The 25,638-nt window shown below is 67.1% G+C and carries 35 protein-coding genes and 4 pseudogenes; 24 read left to right on the forward strand and 15 right to left on the reverse strand.

All coding sequences use genetic code 11. From position 1 onward, the window contains the following. The first annotated feature begins 39 nt into the window (after positions 1–39). Positions 40–588 carry a transport-regulating membrane protein Mce1N gene (mce1N, locus tag M5I08_RS06625; RefSeq protein WP_219065707.1) on the forward strand — a complete coding sequence of 183 codons (549 nt, stop codon included), beginning with the start codon at positions 40–42 and terminating at the stop codon, positions 586–588. Further along, positions 585–860, forward strand: a pseudogene (locus M5I08_RS06630) (hypothetical protein); the annotation flags it as partial. The gene mce1N and the pseudogene M5I08_RS06630, both read left to right, overlap by 4 nt. Here M5I08_RS06630 and M5I08_RS06635 read toward each other — a convergent pair. From M5I08_RS06635 to M5I08_RS06645, 3 genes are all read right to left on the reverse strand, one after another. Then, a complete protein-coding gene (locus tag M5I08_RS06635; protein WP_249763312.1) occupies positions 847–2,937 on the reverse strand; it encodes an acyltransferase family protein in 2,091 nt (696 codons plus the stop codon). The pseudogene M5I08_RS06630 and the gene M5I08_RS06635 overlap by 14 nt on opposite strands. Positions 2,938–2,993: 56 nt before the next feature. Beyond that, positions 2,994–3,842 carry an alpha/beta hydrolase gene (locus M5I08_RS06640; protein ID WP_219065708.1) on the reverse strand — a complete coding sequence of 283 codons (849 nt, stop codon included), beginning with the start codon at positions 3,840–3,842 and terminating at the stop codon, positions 2,994–2,996. A gap of 91 nt (positions 3,843–3,933) precedes the next feature. Continuing rightward, positions 3,934–4,086, reverse strand: a complete 153-nt coding sequence (locus M5I08_RS06645) for a hypothetical protein (RefSeq protein ID WP_219065709.1) — start codon at positions 4,084–4,086, stop codon at positions 3,934–3,936. Positions 4,087–4,153: 67 nt separating this feature from the next. On the opposite strand from M5I08_RS06645, the pseudogene M5I08_RS06650 reads away from it, so the two are divergent. From M5I08_RS06650 to M5I08_RS06660, 3 genes and pseudogenes are all read left to right on the forward strand, one after another. Continuing rightward, positions 4,154–4,759, forward strand: a pseudogene (locus M5I08_RS06650) (oxygenase MpaB family protein); the annotation flags it as partial. After that, positions 4,740–5,339 carry a TetR/AcrR family transcriptional regulator gene (locus M5I08_RS06655; protein ID WP_219065710.1) on the forward strand — a complete coding sequence of 200 codons (600 nt, stop codon included), beginning with the start codon at positions 4,740–4,742 and terminating at the stop codon, positions 5,337–5,339. The pseudogene M5I08_RS06650 and the gene M5I08_RS06655, both read left to right, overlap by 20 nt. 39 nt (positions 5,340–5,378) lie before the next feature. Then, complete coding sequence (locus M5I08_RS06660) at positions 5,379–7,235, forward strand: amino acid permease (RefSeq protein ID WP_219065711.1); 1,857 nt, start codon at positions 5,379–5,381, stop codon at positions 7,233–7,235. A 45-nt stretch (positions 7,236–7,280) separates the two neighbouring features. On the opposite strand, the gene M5I08_RS06665 is transcribed toward M5I08_RS06660, so the two are convergent. Together M5I08_RS06665 and M5I08_RS06670 are read right to left on the reverse strand one after the other, a co-directional pair. Beyond that, positions 7,281–7,517 (reverse strand): hypothetical protein, encoded by a 237-nt coding sequence (locus M5I08_RS06665; RefSeq protein WP_219065712.1) that lies wholly within the window; start codon positions 7,515–7,517, stop codon positions 7,281–7,283. 104 nt (positions 7,518–7,621) lie between these two features. Further along, positions 7,622–8,155 carry an LGFP repeat-containing protein gene (locus tag M5I08_RS06670; RefSeq protein ID WP_219065713.1) on the reverse strand — a complete coding sequence of 178 codons (534 nt, stop codon included), beginning with the start codon at positions 8,153–8,155 and terminating at the stop codon, positions 7,622–7,624. 101 nt (positions 8,156–8,256) lie between these two features. Between M5I08_RS06670 and M5I08_RS06675 the strand changes: the two genes are divergently transcribed. Beyond that, on the forward strand, positions 8,257–8,517 hold the full coding sequence (locus tag M5I08_RS06675) for a hypothetical protein (RefSeq protein WP_249763163.1): 261 nt from the start codon (positions 8,257–8,259) through the stop codon (positions 8,515–8,517). A gap of 61 nt (positions 8,518–8,578) precedes the next feature. Here the strand turns inward: M5I08_RS06675 and M5I08_RS06680 are convergent, their stop codons facing one another. Next, positions 8,579–9,067, reverse strand: coding sequence for a hypothetical protein (locus M5I08_RS06680; RefSeq protein WP_249763164.1), 489 nt, complete (start codon positions 9,065–9,067; stop codon positions 8,579–8,581). A 105-nt stretch (positions 9,068–9,172) separates the two neighbouring features. Between M5I08_RS06680 and M5I08_RS06685 the strand changes: the two genes are divergently transcribed. The 6 genes and pseudogenes from M5I08_RS06685 (at position 9,173) to M5I08_RS06710 (ending at position 12,424) form a co-directional block, all read left to right on the forward strand. Then, the gene (locus tag M5I08_RS06685) at positions 9,173–9,520 is read left to right on the forward strand and encodes a hypothetical protein (RefSeq protein ID WP_219065716.1); all 348 of its coding nucleotides are present in this window, start codon (positions 9,173–9,175) and stop codon (positions 9,518–9,520) included. A 194-nt stretch (positions 9,521–9,714) separates the two neighbouring features. Beyond that, a complete protein-coding gene (locus M5I08_RS06690; RefSeq protein ID WP_219065749.1) occupies positions 9,715–10,365 on the forward strand; it encodes a class I SAM-dependent methyltransferase in 651 nt (216 codons plus the stop codon). A gap of 17 nt (positions 10,366–10,382) precedes the next feature. Further along, a complete protein-coding gene (locus tag M5I08_RS06695) occupies positions 10,383–10,766 on the forward strand; it encodes a BlaI/MecI/CopY family transcriptional regulator (protein ID WP_219065717.1) in 384 nt (127 codons plus the stop codon). Continuing rightward, a pseudogene (locus tag M5I08_RS06700) lies at positions 10,763–11,668 on the forward strand (M56 family metallopeptidase); the annotation flags it as partial. The gene M5I08_RS06695 and the pseudogene M5I08_RS06700, both read left to right, overlap by 4 nt. A 60-nt stretch (positions 11,669–11,728) precedes the next feature. Then, a complete protein-coding gene (locus M5I08_RS06705) occupies positions 11,729–11,998 on the forward strand; it encodes an SHOCT domain-containing protein (RefSeq protein WP_249763313.1) in 270 nt (89 codons plus the stop codon). Positions 11,999–12,115: 117 nt separating this feature from the next. Next, a complete protein-coding gene (locus M5I08_RS06710; RefSeq protein WP_370328587.1) occupies positions 12,116–12,424 on the forward strand; it encodes a hypothetical protein in 309 nt (102 codons plus the stop codon). 35 nt (positions 12,425–12,459) lie between these two features. Here the strand turns inward: M5I08_RS06710 and M5I08_RS06715 are convergent, their stop codons facing one another. The 3 genes from M5I08_RS06715 to M5I08_RS26135 all read right to left on the reverse strand — a co-directional run bounded on the left by M5I08_RS06715 (position 12,460) and on the right by M5I08_RS26135 (position 13,524). Next, positions 12,460–12,855 (reverse strand): nitroreductase family deazaflavin-dependent oxidoreductase, encoded by a 396-nt coding sequence (locus M5I08_RS06715; protein WP_219065720.1) that lies wholly within the window; start codon positions 12,853–12,855, stop codon positions 12,460–12,462. A 21-nt stretch (positions 12,856–12,876) separates the two neighbouring features. Continuing rightward, positions 12,877–13,293: a hypothetical protein gene (locus tag M5I08_RS06720; protein ID WP_249763166.1), complete on the reverse strand. Its 417-nt coding sequence runs from the start codon at positions 13,291–13,293 to the stop codon at positions 12,877–12,879. A 96-nt stretch (positions 13,294–13,389) separates the two neighbouring features. Further along, entirely contained in the window at positions 13,390–13,524 is a 135-nt protein-coding gene (locus M5I08_RS26135) for a hypothetical protein (protein ID WP_255564646.1), read from the reverse strand. A 178-nt stretch (positions 13,525–13,702) separates the two neighbouring features. On the opposite strand from M5I08_RS26135, the gene hemL reads away from it, so the two are divergent. The 7 genes from hemL to M5I08_RS06755 all read left to right on the forward strand — a co-directional run bounded on the left by hemL (position 13,703) and on the right by M5I08_RS06755 (position 20,961). Next, positions 13,703–15,001 (forward strand): glutamate-1-semialdehyde 2,1-aminomutase, encoded by a 1,299-nt coding sequence (gene hemL / locus M5I08_RS06725; protein WP_249763167.1) that lies wholly within the window; start codon positions 13,703–13,705, stop codon positions 14,999–15,001. Continuing rightward, positions 15,001–15,609 carry a histidine phosphatase family protein gene (locus M5I08_RS06730; RefSeq protein ID WP_219065722.1) on the forward strand — a complete coding sequence of 203 codons (609 nt, stop codon included), beginning with the start codon at positions 15,001–15,003 and terminating at the stop codon, positions 15,607–15,609. The genes hemL and M5I08_RS06730 overlap by 1 nt, the downstream gene beginning before the upstream one ends. Continuing rightward, complete coding sequence (locus M5I08_RS06735) at positions 15,606–16,208, forward strand: TlpA disulfide reductase family protein (RefSeq protein ID WP_219065723.1); 603 nt, start codon at positions 15,606–15,608, stop codon at positions 16,206–16,208. The genes M5I08_RS06730 and M5I08_RS06735 overlap by 4 nt, the downstream gene beginning before the upstream one ends. Further along, entirely contained in the window at positions 16,205–16,969 is a 765-nt protein-coding gene (locus M5I08_RS06740) for a cytochrome c biogenesis CcdA family protein (RefSeq protein ID WP_219065724.1), read from the forward strand. The genes M5I08_RS06735 and M5I08_RS06740 overlap by 4 nt, the downstream gene beginning before the upstream one ends. Positions 16,970–17,070: 101 nt before the next feature. Further along, positions 17,071–18,630 (forward strand): cytochrome c biogenesis protein ResB, encoded by a 1,560-nt coding sequence (gene resB / locus M5I08_RS06745; protein ID WP_219065751.1) that lies wholly within the window; start codon positions 17,071–17,073, stop codon positions 18,628–18,630. After that, a complete protein-coding gene (gene ccsB, locus M5I08_RS06750) occupies positions 18,627–19,601 on the forward strand; it encodes a c-type cytochrome biogenesis protein CcsB (RefSeq protein WP_219065725.1) in 975 nt (324 codons plus the stop codon). Before resB ends, ccsB begins: the two co-directional genes overlap by 4 nt. Before the next feature lie 76 nt (positions 19,602–19,677). Next, a complete protein-coding gene (locus tag M5I08_RS06755; protein WP_249763168.1) occupies positions 19,678–20,961 on the forward strand; it encodes a MinD/ParA family ATP-binding protein in 1,284 nt (427 codons plus the stop codon). Positions 20,962–20,974: 13 nt separating this feature from the next. Here M5I08_RS06755 and M5I08_RS06760 read toward each other — a convergent pair whose 3' ends face one another. Further along, a complete protein-coding gene (locus M5I08_RS06760; protein WP_219065727.1) occupies positions 20,975–21,136 on the reverse strand; it encodes a hypothetical protein in 162 nt (53 codons plus the stop codon). A gap of 116 nt (positions 21,137–21,252) precedes the next feature. Here M5I08_RS06760 and M5I08_RS06765 point away from each other — a divergent pair, with 116 nt between their 5' ends. The 3 genes from M5I08_RS06765 (at position 21,253) to M5I08_RS06775 (ending at position 22,372) form a co-directional block, all read left to right on the forward strand. Next, complete coding sequence (locus M5I08_RS06765; protein ID WP_219065752.1) at positions 21,253–21,534, forward strand: DUF4229 domain-containing protein; 282 nt, start codon at positions 21,253–21,255, stop codon at positions 21,532–21,534. Between the two features lie 73 nt (positions 21,535–21,607). After that, on the forward strand, positions 21,608–21,820 hold the full coding sequence (locus M5I08_RS06770) for a helix-turn-helix domain-containing protein (protein ID WP_219065728.1): 213 nt from the start codon (positions 21,608–21,610) through the stop codon (positions 21,818–21,820). Positions 21,821–21,823: 3 nt separating this feature from the next. Then, positions 21,824–22,372: a Clp protease N-terminal domain-containing protein gene (locus M5I08_RS06775; protein WP_219065729.1), complete on the forward strand. Its 549-nt coding sequence runs from the start codon at positions 21,824–21,826 to the stop codon at positions 22,370–22,372. Positions 22,373–22,445: 73 nt separating this feature from the next. Here the strand turns inward: M5I08_RS06775 and M5I08_RS06780 are convergent, their stop codons facing one another. Further along, positions 22,446–23,318 (reverse strand): 1,4-dihydroxy-2-naphthoate polyprenyltransferase, encoded by an 873-nt coding sequence (locus M5I08_RS06780; RefSeq protein ID WP_219065730.1) that lies wholly within the window; start codon positions 23,316–23,318, stop codon positions 22,446–22,448. Positions 23,319–23,372: 54 nt separating this feature from the next. Here M5I08_RS06780 and M5I08_RS06785 point away from each other — a divergent pair, with 54 nt between their 5' ends. Then, positions 23,373–24,149 carry an S-methyl-5'-thioadenosine phosphorylase gene (locus tag M5I08_RS06785; protein ID WP_219065731.1) on the forward strand — a complete coding sequence of 259 codons (777 nt, stop codon included), beginning with the start codon at positions 23,373–23,375 and terminating at the stop codon, positions 24,147–24,149. After that, positions 24,146–24,490, forward strand: a pseudogene (locus M5I08_RS06790) (NAD-dependent epimerase/dehydratase family protein); the annotation flags it as partial. The gene M5I08_RS06785 and the pseudogene M5I08_RS06790, both read left to right, overlap by 4 nt. Here the strand turns inward: M5I08_RS06790 and M5I08_RS26600 are convergent. The 4 genes from M5I08_RS26600 to M5I08_RS26605 are packed head-to-tail and all read right to left on the reverse strand — an operon-like array spanning position 24,403 to position 25,622. Further along, complete coding sequence (locus M5I08_RS26600) at positions 24,403–24,591, reverse strand: transposase (protein ID WP_370328620.1); 189 nt, start codon at positions 24,589–24,591, stop codon at positions 24,403–24,405. The pseudogene M5I08_RS06790 and the gene M5I08_RS26600 sit on opposite strands and share 88 nt — an antisense overlap. Further along, positions 24,519–24,917, reverse strand: a complete 399-nt coding sequence (locus M5I08_RS06795) for a transposase (RefSeq protein WP_256469591.1) — start codon at positions 24,915–24,917, stop codon at positions 24,519–24,521. The genes M5I08_RS26600 and M5I08_RS06795 overlap by 73 nt, the downstream gene beginning before the upstream one ends. Then, a complete protein-coding gene (locus tag M5I08_RS06800; RefSeq protein ID WP_249763169.1) occupies positions 24,799–25,362 on the reverse strand; it encodes a transposase in 564 nt (187 codons plus the stop codon). The genes M5I08_RS06795 and M5I08_RS06800 overlap by 119 nt, the downstream gene beginning before the upstream one ends. Then, complete coding sequence (locus M5I08_RS26605) at positions 25,299–25,622, reverse strand: transposase family protein (protein ID WP_370328621.1); 324 nt, start codon at positions 25,620–25,622, stop codon at positions 25,299–25,301. The genes M5I08_RS06800 and M5I08_RS26605 overlap by 64 nt, the downstream gene beginning before the upstream one ends. Between the last annotated feature and the right edge of the window lie 16 nt (positions 25,623–25,638).

The raw sequence follows: 25,638 nt of genomic DNA on the forward strand, positions 1-25,638 counted from the left end.
GGTGATTTGGTGTCGGGCACGCCGGGGGAAGATGCTTCTGTGACCGGAAGCACGGATACCGAGCCGGCTCCGCTCTTTCGGGAAGTCGGCGCCAGCTGGTACTGGGTGCTGGCCGGCCCACTGTCGGCGGTGGCCACGCTGTGGATCGAGAAGTCCAACGGTTACGGCTGGCAACCCGCGGTGCCGCTGCTGTTTTTGGTACTGGTGAGCAGTTTCGTGGGGCTGCAGGTAAAGGCGGCGCGCATCCATACATCGGTGGAACTGACCGGTCAGACGCTGCGTCAGGGCACCGAAACCATCAAAGTGGCTGAGATCGTGAAGGTCTACCCGCCAGCCGACCATCCGCTGACGTCGCGGAAGGACCTGGCGCGTTGGCAGTCGGCACGTGCGCTCGGTGAGCTGGTCGGGGTGCCCAAGGGCCGGATCGGCATCGGTCTGCGACTCACCGGCTGTCTCACCGCGCAAGCTTGGGCCCGCAAACACCGGCACTTGCGTGCCGCGCTGACCCCGTTGGTCGAGGAGCGCGTCGGGCCGAACGGCCCTGCCCTCGAGTCGCAGGACGACGACGACGCCGGATCACCTTGGTGACGGGCCGATTTCGGGCGGTTGTCGAGCTCGCCCTGGCCTGCGCCGCGGCGGCGGGCTGCGCGTTCAGCTGGTCGGGGGCGCGCTGCACCGTGGCCGTCGCACCGGTAGCTCATGGCCAGCCGGTGACCACGTCGGTGGTCTACGATCCTGCGCTGCTGCTGTTGACGCTGCTGCTGGCGACCGCGGCCGGGATGCTGGCCGTGATCGGGGTGGCCCGGATGTGGCGAGCCGGGCGGCGCTCGACGGTCCGACGCGTGCTCAGCCGACCGCCAGCGCCTGATCGGCCAGTGCGCCGATCACCGGTGCCAGCGTCTTGGCGTAGGCGATCGTCAGGTGATTGTCGTCGCGGTACACCAGGTCGTTGCCCACGATGACCGGACAGCGCTCGGCCGTGCAGAACAGCGGGGTCAGATCGGCGTAATGGCCGCCGCTGGCCGTCGCCGCGGCCTTCTCGGTCGCGATGCCGGCGTCATCGACGGCCGCCGACCGCGCCGGTGAGCAGGCGCCGGCGTCGGCCAGGTGCTCGGACAAGCAGGTGGGCACCGTGCTGTGCGGATCGGGGATTGGCCCGAGCACCAGCACCGTTGCGCCGGTGCTGCGCAGCTGGGCCACCAGACGGCCAAGGCTGTCGACCCACGCCGGGTCATAGGAGGTGAAGCCGAAGTCCGCGCCGTAGCGTCGGCCCGCTCCGAGCACGACCAGCCGCGGATGCTCGGCCCGCAGCCGGTCGACGATCTCGCGGCGCCACTGCTCGCACTCGGTGTACTCGCGGCCCAGGTACGGGCTGGTGATCGGCAGGTCCTGCAGCGGACAGGTGACCTTGCCCAGCGTCTCCAGTCGCCAATGACGTTGCGCAGCAACCTCTTCTAGCGCCGGGCTCCACATGCCGGCATGCGAATCGCCGACCAGCACCGCCGTCGTCGTCGAGGCGGTATCGGCGCTCGCGCATTCGGCCTGCCCGACATCGCGCCATGAGCGCACGCATCCGTTGAGGAACACCGCAGGTTTGTCGGCGGCCGCATCGGCAAGCGGCGGAGTCAGATTCGACGGGACCGCGGTCGTGTTCGCCGCCGCCGCGACCGCGGCCTGAGCTTGCGCGAACGCCTGTGCCACGCCAGCATCGCGCGGATCTGCGGCGCGGCTGGGCGTCGGCGTGATCGAAATCTTCGGTGCTGCAACAGCAGTCCCGTGGCCGACCGGTGCCGGCACCACGAAGAGCAGCGTGGTGGCCACGCAGACCGCCGCCGCGGTGACGGCCCCGCCCAACGCCAGACTGCGCCCGGCAGACCGGCGCAGCGGACGAGCGAACCGGGCGGGGTTCTCCACCAGGTGCAGCGTGATCACTGCCAGGCCCGCCGAGACGACGCTGGCGGCAACACGATCCGCCAGTCCCGCGCGATGACCCAACATGTGCGGCATGAGCAATAGCACCGGCCAGTGCCACAGATACCAGGAATACGATATTCGGCCGATGGCCCGCATCGGCGGCATGGACAGCAGCCGGCCCGCTCCGGCGCCGCTGGCACAACCCCCGCCAATCACCAGCGCCGTGCCCAGCACCGGCAGCAGCGCCGCGGTGCCCGGGTAGGCGGTGCCGGTCCCCAGTGTGATGCAGCTCAGCACGATCACACCCAGCCCGCCCCCGCTGGCAATCGCGGCCGCGCGCGCCGGAAGTTGTTGCCAGCGTGCGGCCGACAGCGCCACCAGGCCGCCGACGGCCAGTTCCCAGGCTCGGGTAGGCAACGAGAAGAACGCCCACGGCGGCGAGCTGTGGGTCCACGCCAGCGATAACGCGAAAGAGCCTGCGGCGACGGCCGTGAGCAGTGCAGCCCGCAAGCGGATGCGGCGCGCCAGCCAGGCCGTCGCGATGATCAGCGCCGGCCAGAGCAGATAGAACTGCTCTTCTACACCCAGCGACCAGTAATGCTGGAACGGCGACGGCGGGACGTCGGCGGCCAGGTAGTCGGTGCCCTGCATGGCGAAGCGGTAGTTGCCGACATACAGCGCGCTGGCGATGCCGTCACCGAGGACGGTCCTGGCCTGCAACGGCGGCAGCAACAGCGCCGAGCCGATCGCAGTGGCGATGCCGACCGTCGCAGAGGCCGGCAACAGCCGCCGGGCCCGTGCCCCGTAGAAGCGGCGCAGCCGCACGGTTCCGGCGGCGGCAACCTCGCGCCAGAGCAGCCCGGTGATCAGGAAACCGGAGATGACGAAGAAGACGTCGACGCCGACGTAGCCGCCGCCCACCCCCGGCATCCCGGCATGAAACAGCACGACGGCCAGCACAGCGATGGCACGCAGGCCTTCAATGTCCGGGCGGAAGCCCGCCGGCGGCGTCGCCGAACCCAGCTCCGCCCCGCGGGACGAGCCGATGATGCTGACTGGCTGTGACGCGCCACCTGAACTCAGGACGCCAACCAGGCTAGCTCCCCGGGTAGCTGTTCACGCCAGAACGAGACGTCGTGTCCGCCCGCCGAGAATCCACCCGACGGCGCCCTGCGCAGCTGGGCGATGAATTGATGGGTGGCCGGGGCGAAGCGATCGTTGTTACCGCAATCCACGCGCAGCGGAATCGACGACAGCGCCGGCAGCCCGAAGACGGTATTGCGCGTCCAGTCGTCATAGCTGTCGAACGCCCCGCGGGTGCTGCCGGTGAACGACTGATACAGCGCCGGGCTCACCGCGCAGATCCCGGCGGTGCGCTGCGGACCCAGCCTGGAGCCGAGCAACATCGCCCCGTATCCGCCCATCGACCAGCCGATGAACCCCACCCGCGAGATATCCAGGCCCATCGTCGCCAGCAGCGGGATCAGCTCGGTGAGCACCATCGCTCCCGAGTCCTCGCCGCTGGCCCGTCGATGCCAGTAACTGTCGCCGCCGTCGACAGCGACCATCGCGAACGGCGGCCGACCGGCCTTGACCAGCTCGGCGAGGCCGTCCTCGACGCCGAGATCCATCACTTGCTTGGCGTTGCCGCGAATCCCGTGCAGTGCGATCACGGGGCGCAGCGGCCCGGTCTGGCCGGGCGGCCGGGCAATGATCCAGTTGGTCAACACACCGCCGCGAGCCGCCGAGACGAACGAGCCGGAAATCTTGGTCGGGGCATCGTTGCCGGCCGGGGTCGGATCGAACTGGCTGGGCGACGCTTGGAGTTCGAATGGGTCCAACACGGAGTTCACTGCCGTAATGCCAACCGCACCCGTAAACGCCCCCAGGCCAAGTCTCAGCGCAGCACGGCGCGAAAGCTCGGGCATGCGCGGAATCTTGCCGTCCCTCGTAGCCGGGCCCGCAACGGCACGCCGGATCAGTTATGACACTGTGACGTCACGGTCTCGGCGCCACCGGTCAGGGACGGATCAACGGCATGACGACGTGGTCTCGGATCTCGTCGATGGTCTGGTCGGCGATCGGGGCGCCGTGGAGCAGATAATGGTGACTCAGCAGGGTCGGGGGCAGCGAAACCAGTTGCGGCTTAGGGCTTGCGGGCCGACTTGGCACCGCTGGACGGCGCGCTCGAGCACGGCGGTGATGCTCGCGCGCTGCCCGCGTCTCGGCGTGGACGAGCGATCATCCCGGCCGGCAGGTGCGTGATTTCCATCACGGCATCAAAGGCGAAATGCCCGACGGTGCTAGATATCACGCGTTGGACCCCGACACCTACTATTGGGCGCACGCCACCTTCGTCGAGCAGGTGCTGTACTTCACCGACACCTTCGTCAAACGCCTGAACGATGAGGAGAAGGAGCAGATCTACCTCGAGTCGAAGACGTGGTATCGCCGCTACGGGGTCAGCGACCGGCCGATGCCGGCCGATTACGCCGAGTTTCAGCGGTACTGGGACCAAATGCTCGACAACGTTATGATCGCCCATCCGACCGCCAAATACGGTGTCGGATATGTGACTAAAGGATTCCCCTGTCCCAAGGGTGTGCCGCCGCTGGTTTGGCGCGCGGCGTCGGTGGTATTTAATCCGGCCGCGGCGTTTCTGACGACTGGAGGCCTGCCGCCGCGGGCACGCACGCTGCTTGGTCTGCCCTGGAGCGAGCGTCAGGAGCGCCGCTATCAGCGTTTCGCCGCAGCGTGGCGGTCCCGGCCGGTCAACTGGCTGTGGGAGCATCTCCCGATGCGGCTGCGCTACAACGAGTTTGCCCGTGCCGGTTACGCGCGCTGATCCCGCGACCACTGCTATCCTCGACGCTGCCGTCGTCGAGTTCGAACAGCACGGCTTGCGCCGGGTCGCGCCCGACGACGTGGCCCGTCGCGCCCGGGTCAGCCGCACCACCATCTACCGGCGATTCGCCGGCCGCGACGAGCTGGTCGGGGCCGTCATCGACCGGGAAAACACGGCGCTTTTCGCCGACATCGCCGAGGAACTGAAAAACCGCCGGCCCCAATCGAATTGCTATATCGAGGCGTTCACGCTGTCGATCCTGCGCTTCCGGCAGCACCGTGTGCTGACCCGGATGCTTGCCGACGAGCCGGGCCTGACGCTCGAGTTGGCCCGCCAGCATTGGGACGCCGCGGTCGAACGGATGGCGGCAGCACTGCGGATCATCTTCCCTGACGGCTTCGCCGAGCGGGTCGGGAACCAGGCAGTCGATGAACTGGCCGACACCATCCTGCGCTATGCGGCGACGGTGCTGTTGTTGCCTAGCCGCAAACCCCGTACGGACGCCGACGATATTCGCGCATTCGCTACTGAACACTTCCTGCCCAGCCTGCCCGTCGCGCTACGCGCCGTGCCGGTTTGAATCGAGCGGGACTGCGTGTAGCGGTGTTAACGTCTCGTCATGCTGCAGGCGCACGGAGCCCATCAGAGTTCGCCGTCGCGGCTGCACCGGGGACTCTCGCAACGGCAGCTCAACATGATCGCACTCGGGGGTGTGATCGGCGCCGGCTTGTTCGTCGGCTCCGGCGTCATCATCGGTGAGACCGGCCCCGGCGCCTTCATCACCTACGCGGTGTGCGGGATCTTCGTCATCTTGGTGATGCGCATGCTCGGGGAGATGGCTACCGCGGACCCGTCGACGGGTTCGTTCGCCGATTACGCCCGGCAAGCCCTCGGCGGCTGGGCGGGGTTCTCGGTGGGGTGGCTGTATTGGTACTTCTGGGTCGTCGTAGTCGGGTTCGAGGCCATCGCCGGCGGTGCGGTGCTGTCCTACTGGATTCGTGCGCCGCTGTGGTTGCTGTCGCTGATCCTGATGGTCGGGATGACGGCGACCAACCTGTTCTCGGTGGCCACCTTCGGTGAGTTCGAATTCTGGTTCGCCGGAATCAAAGTCGCAGCGATCGTGGTTTTTTTAGGGCTTGGGTCGCTGTTCGTGCTGGGCGCTTGGCCGCGCCACGGTATCGACTTTTCCAACCTGACCGCATACGGGGGGTTCTTCCCCCATGGCATCGGCGCGATCTTCAGTGCCGTCCCCGTGGTCATTCCTGCGATGGTCGGCGCCGAGGTTGCCACCATCGCGGCTGCCGAGACAGCAGACCCCGAGCGTGCCGTCGCGCGGGCGACCAGATCGGTTGTGGTCCGGATCGTGATCTTCTACCTGGGGTCGGTGTTTTTGCTCGCGGTGATCGTGCCGTGGAACTCACACCAGGCTGGCGCTTCGCCTTATGTTGCTGCGTTGGGGCAGATGGGGATTCCCGCGGCGGGCCACATCATGAATGCGGTGGTGCTCACCGCGGTGCTGTCGTGTTTGAACTCCGGGCTCTACACCGCATCCCGGATGCTGTTCGTGCTGGCCGCCCGCAACGAGGCTCCGATGGAGTTGGTCAAGGTGGGTCGACGGGGGGTGCCCTACATCGCCATCTTGTGCTCGTCGATGGTGGGCTTCCTGTGCGTCGTCATGGCCTGGGCCGCTCCCGGCGCAGTTTTCGTCTTCCTACTGAAATCATCTGGCTCACTGGTGCTTTCGGTTTATCTGCTGATAGCTCTCGCCCAGATCGTGTTGCGCCGGCGGACGCCGGAAAAAAGGCTGCGCGTCAAGATGTGGTTTTTCCCGGGACTGTCGGTGCTCACCCTGGCCGGAATTGTCGGCGTGCTGGTGTTGATGGCGCTGGACGCCCGGGCTCGCACCGAGCTTTGGTTGGGCGTGGTGTCCTGGACGGTCATCTTGGCGCTGTACTTCGTACCCAAGTGGTGGCGCGGGTCCCCCAAGCCGGAGCCCGCAGCAGCGCCGATGGCGGGCAGGGCCACCCGCGTGCTGGTGCTGGCCAACAAGAACGTCTCCACCAGTGAGCTTTTCGACGTCGTCCAGCGCATCGACGCCCAGCAGCGCGCCGAATACTTCATCTGTGTCCCGGTCAACCCGGTCGACACCGGCCAGGCCGAGCGCACCGGTCCGGTCTTCGTCCTGGACGCCACTGTTGCGGCGGCACAGCAACGGCTGGACGCCATCCTGACCGCGATAGGCAACATCGGGTTGTCCGCCGCCGGAGACCTCGGCGACTACCGGCCGTTGCGCGCGCTGGCCGCTGCGGTGCAAAGTTTCCAGCCCGATCACCTGGTCATCGCCGAGGCCCGCTCGTCGTGGCTGCGGCTCGGGCTGGTCGACAAAGCCCGCGCGGCGTATCCGATCCCGGTCACGCACGTGCTATCTGGCCAGCGGGCAGCGGATTTGGCCGCGGCGCCGCTTTCGGCTACCTGACTTCGGGTTGACTACTTTTTGGCCATCTTCTCGCAGCAGCACTTGTCACCGCCGGCCGGGCCCATCGGCGGGCCACCCTTCTGGGGCCACCGAAATCGGTTGCTGCCCATGGTGATCATGACCGGCAGGCAACCAGCCCATCGCCGCGCCGGCAACGAAGATGGCCCCGACGATCACGACTGCTCCGGCGACGATCCCGACCCACGTCAGCGCTCGGCGCAGCCTGTTCGGCTTTAGAGCTTGCACTTCCGAGTCGATTTCGGATTCAGGTGATTGACTCATTAGTTATCCGGGGGTGCCCGCGTAGCGCGCCGGTTTCCCTCGGCCTCCTTTCTCGGTGAATTGCAGACGGCTTGCATCGAAGCGAGCGACGTCAACGTTGGCAGTTAGCTGTTGACGACGGTCGCCTCGGCGTCGCCGGGTTTCCACGTGATCCTGTCGTGCTCAAACTCCTGGTAGCCGCCGCCGTCGTCGGGGTGTTTCTGCTCGTTGCCCTTCGGTTGCCCGAGTGATTTCCGTGTGGCGGCGTCAAGGGACTGATACTTGTCGAGAATGGGCCCGTTGCCGTGGAGAATACCGCTACCCGTTTCGTTGTCGCGCGCATCTCGTTCCTCTCGAATTGGACAGGATCCGCGACTCGCTGCCGATGCAGAGATGGCCGACGGATCCGCGACCGCACGACGGCTTCGCCGACGGCGAGCCCCAACGGTAGGGGTTGCCCTTGGGGCAAGGTCAAGACCTTGCGGACACCAACTGGCTGCGCGCCGGCGAGGATTGCATCTCGAAGGTTGGAAGTACCCGGTTCGCCGGCGCCGCTGGGCAGTTGACCTTGCCCCTGAGGCAACGCTTATCGTGATGGCGCCGTCGGCTAGCGCGATAGGCGAGCCCCGACCGAGGACGCGAGCGTCTTGACGACTCATGTGCTCTCGGTATCGGGCATCTCCTGCGACAACTGCGTCCGATGCGGTAGTGGCGGCGATTGAGCAGAAGGGCTGCCGAGTCTGGGCGGCGGCTTACGGCGATGGAGTTCGTGGTCAACGCTTTACGCTCGCTGCTCGAACTCGGTGCCAAGCAGGCGCGCGTCGTCCGCGACGGCAGCGAGGTCCTCATTCCGCTGGTGCGCGTGCGCTCCAGCGCCTCGGGCTTGACCCCGGGCGCGGTCGCGGTGATACCCGGTCGGCCAGCCGCTGTGCGCTACCCTTGCCGGCCCGTGTTGCACGCGAAAACAACGTGTCTGCATGCGTATCTACTGCGCCACTCTGCGGCTGGCCACAATATCTGACTCATATTGTGTCCCTTCGGCGTTCGATGCGGTGTCGGCTGCGGACCGGGCAATCTATTGTCTACGTACATAGATAGTAGATCGGCGCGGCGTCGATCGCCAGCGGAGCTGCCGTCATCTGCAGCAGGTCATGCCACCCCACGCGGCCTCGGTGCCGGTGTGACCAACTAGCATTATGGACCATGTCGCTGTAAGTGCGAACAACAATGTGGCCACTCCGGCGACGGCGACTGCGCTGCGCCAGCGGCGACAGCGTGGCGACTTCATTGGCGAAAAGTGGAGTGTGTAGAACCCACCAAACCACCATGGCGATGGTCAGCAGCGCGGACCACAGAACGAGCTGCCCGCCCAGTGCGGCGTGACGGCTGAGGGCCTCGCCGCCCATCACGCGCTGCCGTAGCCAGTTACCAGCCGCCGTGGTCAGCGGGATTGCTACCAGGGTGCCCGCGGCTACGAACAACGAGGCCCCACCCACGCGGCGGCGCGCTGCTGGCCAGGCGACGATAAGGATGGCAAGCAGGGCCGTCAGCGGCACGAAGATTGCGACCACGTGCCCAAGCAGAGGATGCGCCGGCAGACCGTTGACCGTATTGAGCACTAGCGTGTTTGGCCGGGCGTCGGCATAGCGCTGGGCATCGGCATGCCACTAGGCATATTGGGCATCATCCCGCTCGGCATGGGCATGCCGCTGGGCATCGGCATCTCAGGCATCATTTTGCCGGCGGGCATTTTCATGTCGCCGCACATGCCGTCGGGCTTAGGCGCCCCCGGCGGGGGCGCGTTGTTGGGGTGCGGGGCCGAGGCTGTCGCCGGGCGCAGCGTGAACATTCCCGAAGAGCCGGCCCATGTTCCGACGAAGAAGATCGCCACTCCGATACAGGCGAAGGCGAAGACGGCAGCGATCATCCGCTTACGCCCGCGGAGATTGCTACCCAGTTCGCTGAAAAATCCCATGATCGATTCCTCTCGGTTGAAGCGAAGAGGCGCCTCGACAAACGAATGACGTCGCCGGTATGCACCTCGGGCCCTTCTACTATCTAGCTACGTAGATCGTAGACGCTGATTGAGAGGACACGCAACCCGAACTTTGAGGTGACGGGGTGGCGACTGGGCTAGCGAGATCGGGCATCCGCCTGCGGTTGGCTCCGCGTCGCTATCGTGGTCTACTATCATGGTACGTAGATGGTAGGAGCAGACGTGTCCGATCTGGCGCAGTTTCAGCATCCACGGTTTGCGCGGATGTATGAGCGGATCAGTGCCGAGTCTGAGCGGCGTGGGACCGCCGAACATCGCGATCGGCTGCTGAGTGGGCTGGCCGGCCGGGTGATCGAGGTTGGCGCCGGCAATGGCATGAACTTTGGGCACTATCCCGACACGGTCACCGAGGTGGTGGCGGTTGAGCCTGACGATCACCTGCGTTGCCTTGCGGAGCAAGCTGCGGCCCGCGCCGAAGTGCCGGTGCGCGTAATGGCGGGCCACGCCACCGCGCTGCCGGTCGCGGCTGCCAGCTTCGACGCGGCCGTCGCGTCGCTGGTGTTGTGTTCGGTATCCGATGTGTCGGCCGCGCTGGCCGAGCTACGGCGAGCGCTGAAACCCGATGGCGAGCTTCGGTTCTTTGAACACGTGCGCTCCGACAAGCCATGGTTCGTGCTCCTTCAGGACACGATCACCCCGTTATGGTCACGAGTGGGTGGGGGCTGTCATCCGAATCGTGATACTGCCGCGGCGGTCAGCGCCGCAGGATTCGACATTGACGAACTTGACCGGTTTTCTTTCGCGCCCCTTCGGTTTTTTCCGTCCCACGCTCATGTGCTGGGGCGGGCACGGCCGCGCCCGACGACTCAGTGATACCCAGGAGGCCAGGAATGCGGATTCGAGGATTCGGTGAACTCGAGGCGGTCATCATGGACCGAATCTGGAGTCGTGATCCCGAGTCGCCAACAACGGTGCGTGAAGTGTTCGACGAGCTTTCGGCTGAACGCGACATCGCCTACACGACTGTGATGTCCACGATGGACAACTTGCACACCAAGGGCTGGCTCGCGCGGGAACGCGACGGTAAGGCGTACCGATATTGGCCGACCTTGTCGCGTGAGGAACACAGTGCCCGGTTGATGCGCGAGGCCCTCGACGGCGGGGGTCGTCCCGAATTGGTGCTGCATCACTTCGTCGAGCAGATCGGCGTCGAGGAATCGGCGCGCCTGCACGACGCTTTGCGACGGCTGGCCAAACGAACGAAGCGGCGATGACCATGGTGTTGTGGCTGCTGCTTTATACCGTGGCCGTGCTCGTCGCGGGACCGCTGCTGCTGCGTGGGCTCACCTCCAGCGGAGTCGCCCCCCGCCTGGGCGCGGCGGCATGGTTGACCGCGATCGGCACTGTGTTGGGTTCTTGGCTGGTGGTCGCGGTGATGCTCATCGTCGAAGTAGTCGATCGTAAAGTCTACCCCCGCATGGTGGTTGGGTCGTGTCTGGCCCGTTTGCAGACCATGGTCGGCGGTGTCGGGATTGCGCCGATCGTGCTCGCCTGGGCGATAACGCTGGCCGCGGCGATCACCGGTGTGCGATTGGTGCGGGCCGTGCTCCGGATGCGTGCGCGCGCCCATGACCACGCTCAGGCGGTGCGGCTAGTCGGCTATCGCGCCGGCGAGGCAGATGTGGTGATGGTCGAGGCCGCCAAACCGGCCGCCTACTGTGTCGCGGGGCGGCCGCCCGCGATCGTCGTCACCAGCGCGGCCCGAGCCGCCCTTGACGACCGCCAGCTGGCCGCTGTGCTCGCCCACGAACGCGCCCACCTCACCGGCCACCATGCGATGATTGTCGCGGCGCTTCGCAGTCTCGCGACGGTGTTTCCTCGCCTGAGCTTAATGACCGATGGGGCGCAACAAGTTTCACGGCTGTTGGAAATGTGTGCCGACGACGTTGCGGCGCGACGGCACAGCCGCCGTGCGTTGCTGTCCGGGTTGATCGCGCTGGTCGCCGCGGCACCAACAGAAGCGCTCGCGGCCGCCGATGTGGCTGTGCTGGCACGAGCCGAGCGGCTGGCGACGCCGCCGCAGGAATCGGCGAGAGTTAAGGCGCGCGCGGCCCTGGTCGGTGCCATGGCTGTCATGGCTGCCGTGCCGTTGATCGCCGCGGCGAAAATTACAGCGTCGTTGCCACCGAAGAGTTTGGGGCACAGTGGATCTAGAAAGGATATTTCGATGATGATGATGGGCGAGGGTCATTGGGGATGGGGCAGCTGGATCCTCACGACCGGCATATCGGTTATTTTCTGGGCGCTGGTGATCACCGCCGTGGTGCTCGTCGCGCGGTATCTGCTGACACTGTCACAGCGGCCCACCGCAACGCGCAGTGCAGGGGCGAGCAGCGCAGAGCAGGTCCTCGCCGAGCGCTACGCGCGCGGAGAGATCGACGACGACGAATACAAGCGGCGCCTGGCGCTGCTTCGTCAAAATCTGGCCTCGACCGCGTCGTCCTGAGGCAGCGCATCGGAAGTTCGTCGACGCCCTTTGCCGCTTCCTCACCTGCGCCTCGTTGCCCCAGTCGTTACGCTTAGCCGGTTAGCACTGGGCTGCGACCTGTCGGGCGCCGTTGTGTTGTTCGTCTACTTGTTGATTGCACTGTCGCAGATCGTTTTGCGCCTCATGACGCCGCCAGAAACATTGCGCGTCAAGATGTGGCTCTTCCCGGTGCTCTCGATCCTGACGGTAGTCGGGATCATCGGCGTGCTGGTGCAAATGGCGCTCGACAGCTCTGCGCGAGGCCAGTTTTGGCTTAGCATTCTGTCCTTGGTAGTGGTGGTCGGGCTGTACTTTGTTGGCAAGTGGCGGGGACCGGCCGGACCCGGGGCCGAGCCGTTGGCGACCGCGAATTCAGCACCAGGGCAACTGGATTCCGGTGGATGACTTTTCGCGCCACCCGCGACGGCACGTCTTGGCGTTTAGCCGGTCTTGGTCAGCAGAACCGCTTGCTCGAACGGCAACCTGGCGAAGACCCGCCGGGTCGCGCCGCTGATGTGTCGCGCGGCCTCGGCCTTCGTGACAGTTCGGGAGTCGCGGACGCCGAAGGTCTTGCCGTGGCGTCGCATCCGGCCGCTGCCGGCGGCGTTGAGGTTCTTCAGCCAGTCGCGGTCCGGTCCGTAGGTCAACAGGATCGCCACGCCCGGCTCGCCGTCGACGTCGGCGTTGAACACCGTCAGTGGGGTGCGGTAGGGCTTGCCGGAGCGCCGCCCGACGTGCTCGAGAATTCCGAACGATGGGGCCCAACCTGCCCACATCCGCTGAATGGGATTGGTGACGTGCCGATTGAACCGGGCGAGCCGTTGCGGTAGTTGCATGCTCGTAGCATATGGCCCATTTCAGGCCGGCGACGTGACAGGCAAAAGCCTTCGGGACAACCGGGCCAACCGCGACGGGACCGGGTTCCAGGGCTGCTGGTCGTCGGCCGGCCAGGCGTAACACGGCGTGTGGCCCGACAGCAGCTGTGGCAGATCCGGGTGGTCCAGCTCACGCGCCCACCAGGTGTAAAGGTGTTCCACCCGACGTGTAATGACGCCGACGTCGAGCAGATGGCCTAATCCATGTTCGACGTGCACGTACGGCTCGACGTCGTCACCGAGGGGATAACGGTCTGGCAGTACACGCGAAAGTGAGAGGAAGATGCCGGTCATGCCCAGCCGTGGATCGCCGAGAAACCGGCCAGCGGGAGCCAGCCAGCCAAGCGCCGGCCGCGGCGCGGCGACCATCGCATGGGCGTAGAGCACCCCCACTAGCACCAGGTTGATGAAGAACCGTTCGATCCGGCCTTCGCGCGCGGCCAGCTGCTCGTGGTCGAGGTAGGCGCCGACGACGCTGGAGTTGTGCGCCCGATACTAGCCCTGCGGCGCCGGGACGTCGGATGAACTCCAGCCACGCGGCGACCGTCGCCGGGCCAGCCGTCCGTCTGGGTCATCCCGGACGGCGTCGACGCTGGCGAGGGCGACGTCGCGGGCCGATTGCCGGGTCACCACTCGATTGTTCCAAGCGTGGCGCGGCGTTTGTCTCCTCGAGATCGACGTCAGTGCAGATTTTCGGTGGAGATGTGGCTCTGACGTCGATCTCGGCGCGGGCGTGGGCGCTCGGCCGCCTCGGTGACAACTACACCCTGTAGTGAAGCCGCTCGCGGCGGCTGGGACACTGGTGGACGTGCACGGTACAGCCATCTCGGCGAAGCTGTTCGACGACGCCTGCGCCGTCATCCCCGGCGGGGTGAACTCACCCGTGCGGGCGTTCAAGGCAGTCGGCGGCGCCCCGCGCTTCATCACCGAAGCCCACGGCTGCTGGCTCACCGACGCCGACGGCAACCGCTACGTCGACCTGGTCTGCTCGTGGGGGCCGATGATCCTGGGCCACGCTCACCCGTCGGTGGTGGGCGCCGTTGCTAAGGCCGCCGCCCGCGGGTTGTCGTTCGGGGCGCCGACACCCGCCGAAACCGAACTGGCGGCCGAGATCATCGATCGCATGCCGCCGGTGCAGCGGATCCGGTTGGTCAACTCCGGCACCGAGGCCACCATGAGCGCGGTGCGCCTGGCCCGCGGGTTCACCGGCCGCGCCAAGATCGTCAAGTTCTCCGGCTGCTACCACGGCCACGTCGACGCATTGCTCGCCGACGCTGGCTCCGGGGTTGCGACGCTGGGCCTGCCGTCCTCGCCCGGAGTCACCGGCGCCACCGCCGCGGACACGATTGTGTTGCCTTACAACGATGTTGACGCCATCCAGCAGACGTTCGCCCGATTCGGCGACCAGATCGCTGCGGTGATCACCGAGGCGAGCCCCGGCAACATGGGCGTCGTCCCGCCCGCGCCGGGATACAACGCCGCACTGCGCGAAATCACCGCCTCACACGGCGCACTGCTGATCGTCGATGAGGTGATGACCGGATTCCGGGTCAGCCGAAGCGGTTGGTACGGAATCGATCCGGTCGACGCCGACCTGTTCACCTTCGGCAAGGTGATGAGCGGCGGGCTGCCCGCTGCGGCGTTCGGCGGACGCGCCGAGGTGATGGAACGGTTGGCGCCGCTGGGGCCGGTGTATCAAGCTGGCACGCTGTCCGGCAACCCGGTGGCGATGGCCGCCGGGTTGGCGACGCTGCGCAACGCCGACGACACCGTCTACGCGGCGTTGGATGCCAATGCCGACCGGCTGGCCGGGCTGCTATCCGAGGCGTTGACGGACGCCGGTGTGCCGCACCAGATTCCGCGGGCCGGCAACATGCTCAGCGTATTCTTCGGCGAGGCCCCGGTCACCGATTTCGCGTCGGCGCGCGCCAGCGAGACGTGGCGCTTCCCAGCCTTCTTTCACGCGCTGCTGCACGGCGGTGTCTACCCGCCGTGCAGCGCCTTCGAGGCGTGGTTTGTCTCGGCGGCACTCGACGACGCCGCGTTCGCCCGGATCGCCGACGCGTTGCCTGCGGCCGCCGCAGCGGCCAAGGAGAGCAAACACTGATGGGCGAGCAGACCCGGATCCACCTGATCCGCCACGGCGAGGTGCACAACGCTGACGGCGTGCTGTATGGGAGGTTGTCCGGTTTCAGCTTGTCCGACAAGGGGATTGCGCAAGCTGAGGCGGTGGCTGACACCCTGGCCGACCGCGACATCGTCGCCGTCATCGCCTCCCCGTTGCAGCGGGCGCAGGAGACCGCCGCGCCGATCGCCGCCCGCCACGACCTGCCGGTGGATACCGACCCTGACCTGATCGAGTCGTCAAACTTCTTCGAGGGCAAGCGGTTAGGCCCCGGCGATGGCGCCTGGCGGGACCCGCGGTTCTGGTGGCAGCTGCGCAACCCGTTCACTCCGTCCTGGGGTGAGCCGTACAAGCAGATCGCTGCGCGAATGACGACGGCAGTGGACAAGGCCCGCGCGCGGGCCGCCGGTCACGAGGCGGTGTGCGTCAGCCACCAGCTGCCAGTGTGGACCGTGCGGATGGCGCTGACCGGCCACCGGCTCTGGCATGACCCGCGCCGGCGCCAGTGCGCGGTGGGCTCGATTACGTCCTTGGTGTTCGACGGCGACCGACTGGTCGACGTGCGCTACAGGGAGCCGGCGGGCGGATGAGCCTACGGCGGCTGGCGTGTGTCGCCGCGGCGGTGGCCGGTCTGCTGGCCGGCTGCGCCAGCGGCCACGACGCGGTCGCCCAGGGCGGCACCTTCGAATTCGTCTCTCCCGGCGGCAAAACCGACATCTACTACGACCCGCCCGATCACCGCGGTCGACTCGGACCGGTCGCCGGCCCTGAGCTGATGGACCCGTCCCGCACGGTGTCCGTCGCCGACTTTGCCGGCCAGGTCGTCGTCATCAACGTCTGGGGCCAGTGGTGTGGGCCGTGCCGGGCCGAGGCCACCCAGCTGCAGCAGGTCTACAACGCCAACCGAGCTAACGGCGTCGCGCTGCTGGGCATCGACGTCCGCGACAACAACCGACAGGCGGCCCAGGACTTCGTCAAAGACCGCATTGTGACGTTCCCGTCGATCTACGACCCGGCGATGCGCACCATGATCGCCTTCGGCGGCAAGTATCCCACGAGTGTCATTCCGTCCACCCTGGTTCTTGACCGTCAGCACCGCGTCGCGGCGGTCTTCCTGCGTGAACTGCTGGCCGAGGATCTGCAGCGGGTGGTGCAACGGATCGCCTCCGAACCCGCCGGACAGCAATGACCAACTTCACCGAAATCGCTTCTGCCGGACCGATATTGCTGGCGCTGGCCGTGTGCTTACTGGCCGGGCTGGTGTCGTTCGCCTCGCCGTGCGTGGTGCCGCTGGTGCCGGGTTACCTGTCATACCTGGCCGCCGTCGTCGGGGTCGACGAGGCAACCAACACCCCGCCCGTTGCGCGGTGGCGAGTCGCCGGGTCGGCGGCGTTGTTCGTCGCCGGGTTCACCGTGGTGTTCCTGCTCGGCACGGTCGCCGTGCTGGGCATGACAACCACGTTGATCACCGATCAGCTTGTGCTGCAACGGGTCGGCGGCGCGTTGACCATCGTGATGGGCTTGGTGTTCGTCGGGTACGTTCCGGTGCTGCAGCGTCAGCTCCGGTTCGCGCCGCAGCAGTTGTCGACGGTGGCGGGGGCGCCGCTGCTGGGCGCGGTGTTCGCGCTCGGCTGGACGCCGTGTCTGGGCCCGACGCTGACGGGGGTGATCACCGTCGCTTCGGCCACCGACGGCGCGAGCGTGGCTCGCGGGATCGTGTTGACTATCGCCTACTGCCTGGGCTTGGGCATCCCGTTCGTGCTGTTGGCGTTCGGTTCGGCGGCCGCGGTTGCGGGCCTGGACTGGCTGCGCCGGCACACTCGGTCGCTGCAGATCTTCGGCGGCGTGCTGCTGATCGCCGTCGGCGTCGCGCTGGTCAGCGGTCTATGGAACGAGTTCATCTCCTGGGTGCGCGACGCGTTCGTATCCGACGTGAGGCTGCCGATTTGACCGCGCGAGCAGACGCAGAATCGCACGCGCGGGGCCCGAATCGTGCGATTCTGCGTCTGCTCGGCCAGAGAGCCCGCAACACGTGGCGCGCGCTGACCTCGATGGGCACCGCGCTGGTGCTGCTGTTCCTGCTCGCCCTCGGCGCAATGCCCGGGGCGCTGCTACCGCAACGCAGCCTCAACGCCGGCAAGGTCGCCGACTACCTGGTCGCTCACCCGCTGATCGGGCCGTGGCTGGATCGATTGCAGGCGTTCAACGTGTTCGGCAGCTTCTGGTTCACCGCCATCTACACGCTGCTGTTCGTGTCGCTGGTGGGCTGTCTGACCCCGCGGACGATCGAGCATGCCCGCAGCCTGCGGGCAACGCCGGTGCCGGCGCCCCGCAATCTGGCTCGGCTGCCCAAACACGCCAGCGCGACGACCGTCGGCGAACCTGACCAGCTGGCCGCGAGGATGGCCGCTCGGCTGCGGGGTTGGCGCACGGTCACCCGCAGCGCCGACGGCGACATCGAAATCTCCGCCGAGAAGGGCTACCTGCGCGAATTCGGCAACTTGGTCTTCCACTTCTCGCTGGTGGGCCTGCTGGTCGCGGTGGCCGTCGGCAAGCTGTTCGGCTACGAGGGCAACGTCGTCGTCATCGCCGACGGCGGTCCCGGTTTCTGCTCGGCGTCGCCGGCCGCATTCGACTCGTTCCGGGCCGGCAATACCGTCGACGGCACATCGCTGCATCCAATCTGCTTGCGTGTCAACGATTTTGCCGCGCACTACCTGGCGAACGGGCAGGCCACGTCGTTCGCCGCCAACGTCGACTACCAAGCCGGGCGCGACCTGGCGAACAACAGTTGGCGGCGCTACCGGCTGGAGGTCAACCACCCGCTGCGCGTCGCCGGCGACCGGGTCTACCTGCAGGGTCATGGCTATGCGCCCACATTCTCCGTCACCTTCCCCGACGGGCAGACCCGCACCTCGACCGTGCAATGGCGACCCGACAACCCCCGCACCCTGCTGTCGTCGGGCGTGGCGCGCATCGACCCGCCAGCCGGCGCCTATCCCGACGCCGCCGACCGCCGCAAACACCAGATCGCCATCCAGGGGCTGCTGGCGCCCACCGAGCAGCTGGAGGGCACCCTGCTATCGTCGAGCTTTCCCGCGCTGAGCGCCCCGGCCGTCGCCGTCGACATCTATTCCGGTGACACCGGGCTGGACACCGGTCGGCCGCAATCGCTCTACACCCTGGATCCGCGTCTCATCGACCAGCACCGGCTGACCAGGGCCAAGCGGGTCAACCTGCGGGCGGGCGAACAGGTGCGGCTCGATCAGGGGCCGGCGGCGGGCACCGTCGTGCGTTTCGACGGCGCCGTGCCGTTCGTCAACCTGCAGGTTTCGCATGATCCCGGGCAAATCTGGGTGCTGGTATTCGCGATCACCATGATGGCCGGGCTGGTGGTGTCGCTGCTGGTGCGCCGACGGCGGATATGGGTCCGGCTGAGCCCACGTGCGGCCGGTACGGTGAACGTCGAGCTAGGCGGCCTGGCTCGGACGGACAATTCCGGCTGGGGCGACGAATTCGAGCGGCTAGTCGAGAAGTTGCAGGACGGATTGCCAACGCCGGCAGCCGCGGCTAGCGAGCCCGCCGGGACCGCCGGAAGGAGCGTCCAATGAACACGGCGCACGTCGACTTCGACTTGGCGCGCAACTCGGACTGGGCGTTCACTTCCGCGGTAGTTGTGCTGGTGGTGGCCTTAGTGCTGCTGGCCGTCGAACTGGCCTACACCCGCAGCCGGCGTGCAGAGCGTGAGTTGGTCAGCGCCGGCCTGGTGGTTGCCGACGGCGCGACGCCAGGCGTCGTGCTGGACGGCCCGCGGCGGCCGTTCGACGAACGCGTGGGCCGGGCCGGGCTGATCCTGGTCTATGCCGGCATCGGCCTGTTGCTGCTCTGCATCGTGTTGCGCGGTCTGGCCACCGTGCGGGTGCCGTGGGGCAACATGTACGAGTTCATCAACTTGACCTGCTTTTGCGGCCTGGCCGCCGGGGCGATCGTGTTGCGCCGACCGCAGTACCGTCCGCTGTGGGTTTTCTTGCTGTTGCCGGTCCTGATTTTGCTGACGGTATCGGGTCGCTGGCTCTACACCAACGCCGCACCGGTGATGCCCGCGCTGCAGTCCTACTGGCTGCCCATCCACGTATCCGTGGTCAGTCTGGGCTCGGGGGTGTTCCTGGTGGCGGGGGTGGCCAGCATTCTGTTCCTGCTCCGGACTTCTCGGCTGGGCGAGCCTGATACCCCGGGCGCGTTTGCTCGGACGGTCCAGCGGTTGCCCGACGCGCAGACGTTGGATCGGATCGCCTACCGAACCACGATCTTCGCGTTCCCGGTATTCGGCTTCGGTGTGATCTTCGGTGCGATCTGGGCCGAGGAAGCCTGGGGCCGGTATTGGGGCTGGGATCCCAAGGAGACGGTCGCGTTCATAGCTTGGGTGGTTTACGCCGCCTACCTGCATGCTCGCTCGACGGCGAGCTGGCGGGACAGGAAAGCGGCCTGGATCAACGTGGTCGGCTTCGTCGCCATGGTGTTCAACCTGTTCTTCGTCAACCTGGTGACAGTTGGCCTGCACTCCTATGCTGGGGTGGGTTAGGCCGACATCGGGGGAATCGCCTAACACGACCATCCGTCAAGAGGCGACCGAAGTGTTGCAACGAGGGGAAAGTGACGTGTCTGACCATCCCACGCAGAGCGCGAACCTCGGGGCATCGGGTGACCGCGGAAACCATCCGACCACCGGGTTGCCGCCGCAGCCCCCGCCACCGGCCAACGAGCCGCCGACCAGGGCGTTTGCCGGGTTCCGCACCGAACGGCGCTTCAGCGAGACTGCGACGCGCGGTGTGCCGCCGCCAGAGACTCGCGTGGAGCCGCGGGCTTGGGCCGCCACACCGCAGAAAGGCCTGCCGCGAGTGGTCGATTCGCCGGCGCAGACCTACGGCGGTTACTACGGCGGAGCGCCGTCCGTCGCGCAGGCCAACACCGCGCAACGGCCGGCCGTGCATCCTTCGCCGTATCCGGAACTGTCCACCAGCACCCTGCTGCGGCAGGTCAAGCCGGCGCCGTCGGAGGGCTGGCGTCGGTGGCTCTACATCTTGTCGGGACAATTGATCAACGTCGGCGAAAGTCCACGGGTCATGCGGTACAACGACCTGACGGTGCAGGTCAATAGGCCGCTACGGGGTTGCTATCGGATCGCGATGCTGTCGCTGAAGGGCGGCGTCGGTAAAACCACCATCACCGCCGCGCTGGGCGCGACTTTCGCGTCGATTCGCGGAGACCGGGTGGTAGCCGTGGACGCCAATCCCGATCGCGGCACGCTGAGTCAGAAGGTGCCGTTGGAGACGCCGGCCACCGTGCGCCACCTGTTGCGCGACGCCGAGGGCATCGAGCGGTACAGCGATGTTCGCAGCTACACCTCGCAGGGCCCGAGCCGGCTGGAGGTGCTGGCATCCGAAAGCGATCCGGCCATGTCCGAGGCGTTCAGCGCGGAGGACTACTCGCAGACACTGGAAATCCTGGAGCGGTTCTACGGCTTGGTGCTCACCGACTGCGGGACCGGACTTTTGCATTCGGCTATGAAGTCGGTGCTGGAGAAGGCCGACGCGCTGATCGTAATCAGCTCGGGATCGATTGACGGCGCGCGCAGCGCGTCAGCGACGCTGGACTGGCTCGACGCGCACGGCCACGAGGATCTGGTCCGCAATTCGATCGCAGTCATCAACGCGGTGCGGCCGCGGTCGGGCAAAGTCGACATGCAGAAGGTGGTCGATCACTTCTCGCGGCGGTGCCGCGCGGTACGCCTGGTGCCGTTTGATCCGCATCTCGAGGAGGGTGCTGAGATCAGCCTGGACCGCCTCAAGCGGGAAACGCGCGAGGCGCTCATTGAGCTGGCAGCAGTTGCCGCCGAGGGTTTTCCGAGCGATCAGCGCCGGTTCAACGAGCATTTCATCTAGCCCGGGCCGTCAGCTAGCCCGGGTTGTTATCGCCGTGGCCTAGCCGCCACAGGAACTCCGGATCGTCGTCGGGTCCGATGACGCGAGTCTTCTGCCGGTTGACCTGTGCACGGGCCGCGCGCCAGCCGACGTAGATCAGTGTCCCCATAACGAGAACGAGGAGCAGATACAGCACTCAACACCTCCTTGGTCCGAATATACGCGGCGTCTTAGGCTCGCACTGTGCCAAAGGCAGAGAACTCCGTCGGTCGTGCTGCCCTTGGCGTCCTGCTGTACGCGGCGGCCCGGCTGATGTTGGTGGTCGTGCTCAGCGCGGCGATCTACGTAGTGGGCAGACTGCTTGGCGTCCAGGAATTCCCGCTAATCGTCGCCGTGTTGTTCGCGCTCGTCATCGCGATGCCGCTGGGCATCTGGCTGTTCGCGCCCCTGCGTCGCCGGGCCACTGCCGGCCTCGAGGTGACCACTGCGCGCCGGCGTCGGGACCGCGAGCAGCTACGGGCCAGGTTGCGAGGCGAGGCACCGCCCGACGGGCAAGCCGAAGAGGATGGCTTTTGTCAGGCTGAGGACAGCTAGCTAGCCCGGGTGAGGGCATCGCGGGTGTCAACATCTCTTGACACAATTCACCGTGTCAAGCTACCTTGACACGGTGAGCGAGGTCAGCGAGGTGCCGGCCGATCTCGGTAGCGTCGATCCTGCAGTTGGTTTGCGCGCGGTGCGCGCCTTGCAGCGGTTGCAGCAGAGATTGGAGGCGATCCACGTCGCCAACGCCCGCGAACAGGGCTGGAGTTGGCGGGCGATCGCCGAAACGCTCGGCGTGAGCCGGCAGGCGGTGCACCAGAAGTACAACCGGAGGAGATGACGGATGTTTGAACGATTCGCCCTCGACACCCGGGCTGCCGTCGTGCTGGCCCGCGAATTGGCCAGTGAGATCGGTGCGCCGCACCTGCTCCTCGGGGTCCTTCGGGCGGCGGGGCAGGACCTGTCCGCGGTGTTGAGCGGTTACGGGCTCGCCGCCGAGGTGGTGCGGGGACGGCTGGCGGAAGCCTCGACCGGCGACGAGTCGTTCGGCGAGGACGCCGACGCGCTGCGCGCCATCGGTATCGACTTGCGCGCCGTCCGCGACGGCGTGGCCCGCACCTTCAGTGCAGATGCCTTCGACAACGCCCTACGTAGGTCGGGTCGACGCTCTCGCGGGCATGGGCACATGCCCTTTATCCGCGCGGCCAAAAAGGCGCTGGAACTCGCGTTGCGAGAAGCATTGGCGCACAAGGACAAAGCTATCCGGTGCGAGCAGGTCATGCTCGGCATACTTCGAGGCGGCGATAAGGCGGCCATCGACGTGATCACCGAGCGCGGCGACACCGGACAATTACGCACGGCGGTGGCCGGACTGCTGGAGCGCGCCGCCTAGCCGTGGCTGCTCGTCGCGTGCGCATCGACGGCGACGACACGCTCGAAGCCCTGAGCGCACGGTCGAAGGCAACTCAGCCCGCCAGCGTCAACGCGGCTGCCACCGCGACCGACCACACCAGCATCGCCAGCCCGGTGTCGCGCAGCACCGGAATCAGGTCGGCTCCCTCCGCGCGGGATCGCACCGGGGCCGCCGCCCGCACCGCCAGCGGCGCGGCTACCAACCCGGCCGCACACCATAGGCTGGCCGCCGTCAGCGTCAGGGTTAACACCGCGGCGAGCGCCAGCAGCGCCTGGTAGAAGCTGCGTGTCCCGGTGTCGCCCAGCCGCACCGCCAGGGTGAGCTTGCCGGACTGTGCGTCGGTGGGGATGTCCCGCAGGTTGTTGGCCGCCAACACCGCCGACGAGAGCGCTCCCATCGTCACCGCCAGCACCAGACCCACCCAGTCGACCCGCAACGCCTGGCTGTACTGAGTGCCGAGCACCGCAACCAGCCCGAAGAACACGAACACCGCGAGTTCACCAAAACCCGCATAGCCGTATGGTTTTGAGCCTCCGGTGTACAACCATGCCCCGGCGATGCACAACGCGCCGACCAGAATCAGCCACGGCGCGCTGATCACCGCGAGCGCCACCCCGGCCGCCGCGCCGATGCTCATGCTGACCACGGCCGCCGTCAGCACCGACCGCGGGGTCGCTAATTGGGAACCGACCAGACGCAACGGGCCGGCGCGAATGTCGTCGGTGCCGCGGATACCGTCGGAGTAGTCATTGGCGAAGTTCACCCCGATGATCAATGCCACCGCGACGGCCAATGCGAGTAGCGCCTTCCACCAGTTCGCGGAGTGCAACCAGGCGGCGGCGCCGGTACCCGCGATTACCGGTGCGATGGCGTTGGGAAGGGTGCGCGGTCGCGCGCCCGCGATCCATTGCGCAAAACTGGCCACCCGTCGATCGTTCCATGACGCGGCGCATGCCGCCTGGGGAAAGATAATGACGGGATGCTTGCGGTAATCGGCGGCAGCGGCTTCTACACGTTCTTCGACGCGGATGCCCGCAGCGTCAAGCTAGACACCCCGTTCGGCGAGCCCAGCGCCCCGGTCACGGTCGGTACTGTTGGCCAGCATGAGGTCGCGTTCCTGCCCCGCCACGGTGCCAGCCACGAGTATCCGGCGCACAAGGTGCCGTATCGGGCCAACATGTGGGCGCTGCGTTCACTGGGGGTGCGCCAAGTCTTGGCCCCGTGCGCAGTCGGCAGCCTGACGCCGCAGCTGCAGCCGGGCGCGATCGTGGTGCCCGATCAATTGGTGGACCGGACCCGTCGCCGCGTCGACACATACTTCGACTCCGGTGCGGCGCACGTGTCCTTCGCCGATCCGTACTGCCGGACATTGCGGACCGCGGTCACCGGACTGCCCGGCGTGGTCGACGGCGGCACCATGGTGGTCATCGAGGGCCCGCGCTTTTCTACTCGTGCGGAAAGCCAGTGGTTGGCCGCCGCCGGCTTCAGCCTGATAAACATGACCGGCTACCCGGAGGCGGTGCTCGCGCGTGAACTCGACATATGCTACGCGACAATCGCTTTGGTGACAGACTTGGATGCCGGCATTCACGTGGGGGCCGGGGTGAAGGTCATCGACGTCATCGGCGAATTCGAGAAGAACATCGAGCCGTTCAAGAAACTTGTCGCCGAGGCAATCGGTCAGATCGCCGCCGAGTACACCTGCACCGAGTGTCTGTCGCATACCGGCACCCCGCTGCCGTTCGACCAGCCGTGAGGGTGCTGCTGGCCGGCGCTGCCGGTTTCATCGGGCTGCGGGTGGACGCGGCACTGCGGGCCGCTGGCCACGGTGTGGTCGCGGTGGATGCCATGCTGCCCGCGGCGCACGGCGGCGATGCGGCGCTGCCGGGCGATCGCCGCCGTGACATCCGCGACGCCGACACGCTGGCCCCGCTGCTCGACGGTGTCGACCTGGTGTGCCATCAGGCCGCGATGGCCGGGGCGGGTGTGAACGCCGCCGATGCTCCGGATTACGGCAGCCACAACGACTTCGGGACTGCGGTGCTGCTGGCGCAGATGTTTCGCGCGGGGGTGGTGCGACTGGTGCTGGCATCGTCGGGGCTGTGAAATCCATACGCCCGCTTGGTCAGTGTTCGCAGGTGGGTGTTCGTCGCCTCTGAGCGCGCATTCGACAGGCCGTGATCAAGGGGGTGTTGCAGATCAACTCCCGGTAGTGGCGGATGGTGCGGGCGAGCGCGACGAACTCGGGGATACGCGAGTGCGACGCCCACGACAACCAGCCGGCCAACAGCTGCCGCCCGGTTTGGCCTTTAACTCGAAACACCTCGCGGAGTTGCTCTTTGAGAAGGTAGGCGCGGCAGAGGGTGCGGTTGGTGTCGGTGGTCTCGGCGAGGCTGGTGCGCTGCTCACCGGTCAGGTCGGCCGGGTTCTTGCGGGTCGCCCGCATCGCGTGACGGTCGCGGACGCCGGCGTGGGCCATGGTGCGCACCCGCGCCCGGTCGAGGGCCTTGAGCGCCCAGGCCACGACATGAAACGGATGCAGGCAGACCGCCGCCTGCGGCGCCGCGTGCTCGCAGCACGGTGTGAATCCACTCGGCCCCATCGCAGCTGACGCGGGTCAACGCCGCGCAACGTTGGGCGCCCAGCTGGTCGAAGAACTTCCCCAGGGTGTCTTGGTTTCGGCCCTCGCCGGCCCACACCAGCCTCCCGGTCGTATGCTCGAGCACGCACGTCACGTAGCGATGTCCCTTGCGGTAGGCGATCTCGTCGACGCCGATGCGGGTCAGCCCGGCGAGCAGGTCGCTGGTGTCGCGGCCATCGGCTAGCACCTGAGCAACGATCGCGGCGATGGCGCGCCAGGCCACCCGCAAAAACACCGCGACCACACTGATGGCGGCGTGCGCGCTCAGCCACGCGCAGGTGTCCTCAAACGCCCAGGTGTGGCGGGCGCCGGGCCGCGCCCAGGGCACGTGGCCACCACCGCGCCATGCTCGGGGCATGCCGCCCGCGGCGCGGCGGCCCGCAGATAGGCCTTCGCCGTCCCCAGATCCAGGCTGCGCCAGCGCCTGATCCCGTCCCCGCCGTCATAGCCAGGGCAGCGCTTTTGGCGCCGCGAGCACCGGCTGGCCTGGTTTGCCCTGGGCCGCACCGCAAACACCAGCGCTTCGCTAGTCACCGGCCGCCTGCCGCGCGAGGTCTCAGTCTCGATCATGACGTCTTCAATGACCATCTCCTGGCCACCGGGG

Source organism: Candidatus Mycobacterium methanotrophicum, from assembly GCF_023515995.1.
Classification (GTDB): domain Bacteria; phylum Actinomycetota; class Actinomycetes; order Mycobacteriales; family Mycobacteriaceae; genus Mycobacterium; species Mycobacterium methanotrophicum.

What these genes read in the sequence shown, in the direction of transcription:
- M5I08_RS06715 (WP_219065720.1), bottom strand. Translation starts at nt 12,855, where the DNA reads ATGCAACTACCGCAACGGCTCGCCCGGTTCAATCGGCACGTCACCAAT.
- M5I08_RS06705 (WP_249763313.1), top strand. Translation starts at nt 11,729, where the DNA reads ATGGGCGAGGGTCATTGGGGATGGGGCAGCTGGATCCTCACGACCGGC.
- resB (WP_219065751.1), top strand. Translation starts at nt 17,071, where the DNA reads ATGGGCACCGCGCTGGTGCTGCTGTTCCTGCTCGCCCTCGGCGCAATG.
- M5I08_RS06730 (WP_219065722.1), top strand. Translation starts at nt 15,001, where the DNA reads ATGGGCGAGCAGACCCGGATCCACCTGATCCGCCACGGCGAGGTGCAC.
- M5I08_RS06640 (WP_219065708.1), bottom strand. Translation starts at nt 3,842, where the DNA reads ATGCCCGAGCTTTCGCGCCGTGCTGCGCTGAGACTTGGCCTGGGGGCG.
- M5I08_RS06660 (WP_219065711.1), top strand. Translation starts at nt 5,379, where the DNA reads ATGCTGCAGGCGCACGGAGCCCATCAGAGTTCGCCGTCGCGGCTGCAC.
- M5I08_RS26605 (WP_370328621.1), bottom strand. Translation starts at nt 25,622, where the DNA reads ATGGTCATTGAAGACGTCATGATCGAGACTGAGACCTCGCGCGGCAGG.
- M5I08_RS06675 (WP_249763163.1), top strand. Translation starts at nt 8,257, where the DNA reads ATGGAGTTCGTGGTCAACGCTTTACGCTCGCTGCTCGAACTCGGTGCC.
- M5I08_RS06670 (WP_219065713.1), bottom strand. Translation starts at nt 8,155, where the DNA reads ATGAGTCGTCAAGACGCTCGCGTCCTCGGTCGGGGCTCGCCTATCGCG.
- M5I08_RS06695 (WP_219065717.1), top strand. Translation starts at nt 10,383, where the DNA reads ATGCGGATTCGAGGATTCGGTGAACTCGAGGCGGTCATCATGGACCGA.
- M5I08_RS06740 (WP_219065724.1), top strand. Translation starts at nt 16,205, where the DNA reads ATGACCAACTTCACCGAAATCGCTTCTGCCGGACCGATATTGCTGGCG.
- M5I08_RS06765 (WP_219065752.1), top strand. Translation starts at nt 21,253, where the DNA reads ATGTTGGTGGTCGTGCTCAGCGCGGCGATCTACGTAGTGGGCAGACTG.
- M5I08_RS06775 (WP_219065729.1), top strand. Translation starts at nt 21,824, where the DNA reads ATGTTTGAACGATTCGCCCTCGACACCCGGGCTGCCGTCGTGCTGGCC.
- M5I08_RS06665 (WP_219065712.1), bottom strand. Translation starts at nt 7,517, where the DNA reads ATGAGTCAATCACCTGAATCCGAAATCGACTCGGAAGTGCAAGCTCTA.
- ccsB (WP_219065725.1), top strand. Translation starts at nt 18,627, where the DNA reads ATGAACACGGCGCACGTCGACTTCGACTTGGCGCGCAACTCGGACTGG.
- M5I08_RS06735 (WP_219065723.1), top strand. Translation starts at nt 15,606, where the DNA reads ATGAGCCTACGGCGGCTGGCGTGTGTCGCCGCGGCGGTGGCCGGTCTG.
- M5I08_RS06785 (WP_219065731.1), top strand. Translation starts at nt 23,373, where the DNA reads ATGCTTGCGGTAATCGGCGGCAGCGGCTTCTACACGTTCTTCGACGCG.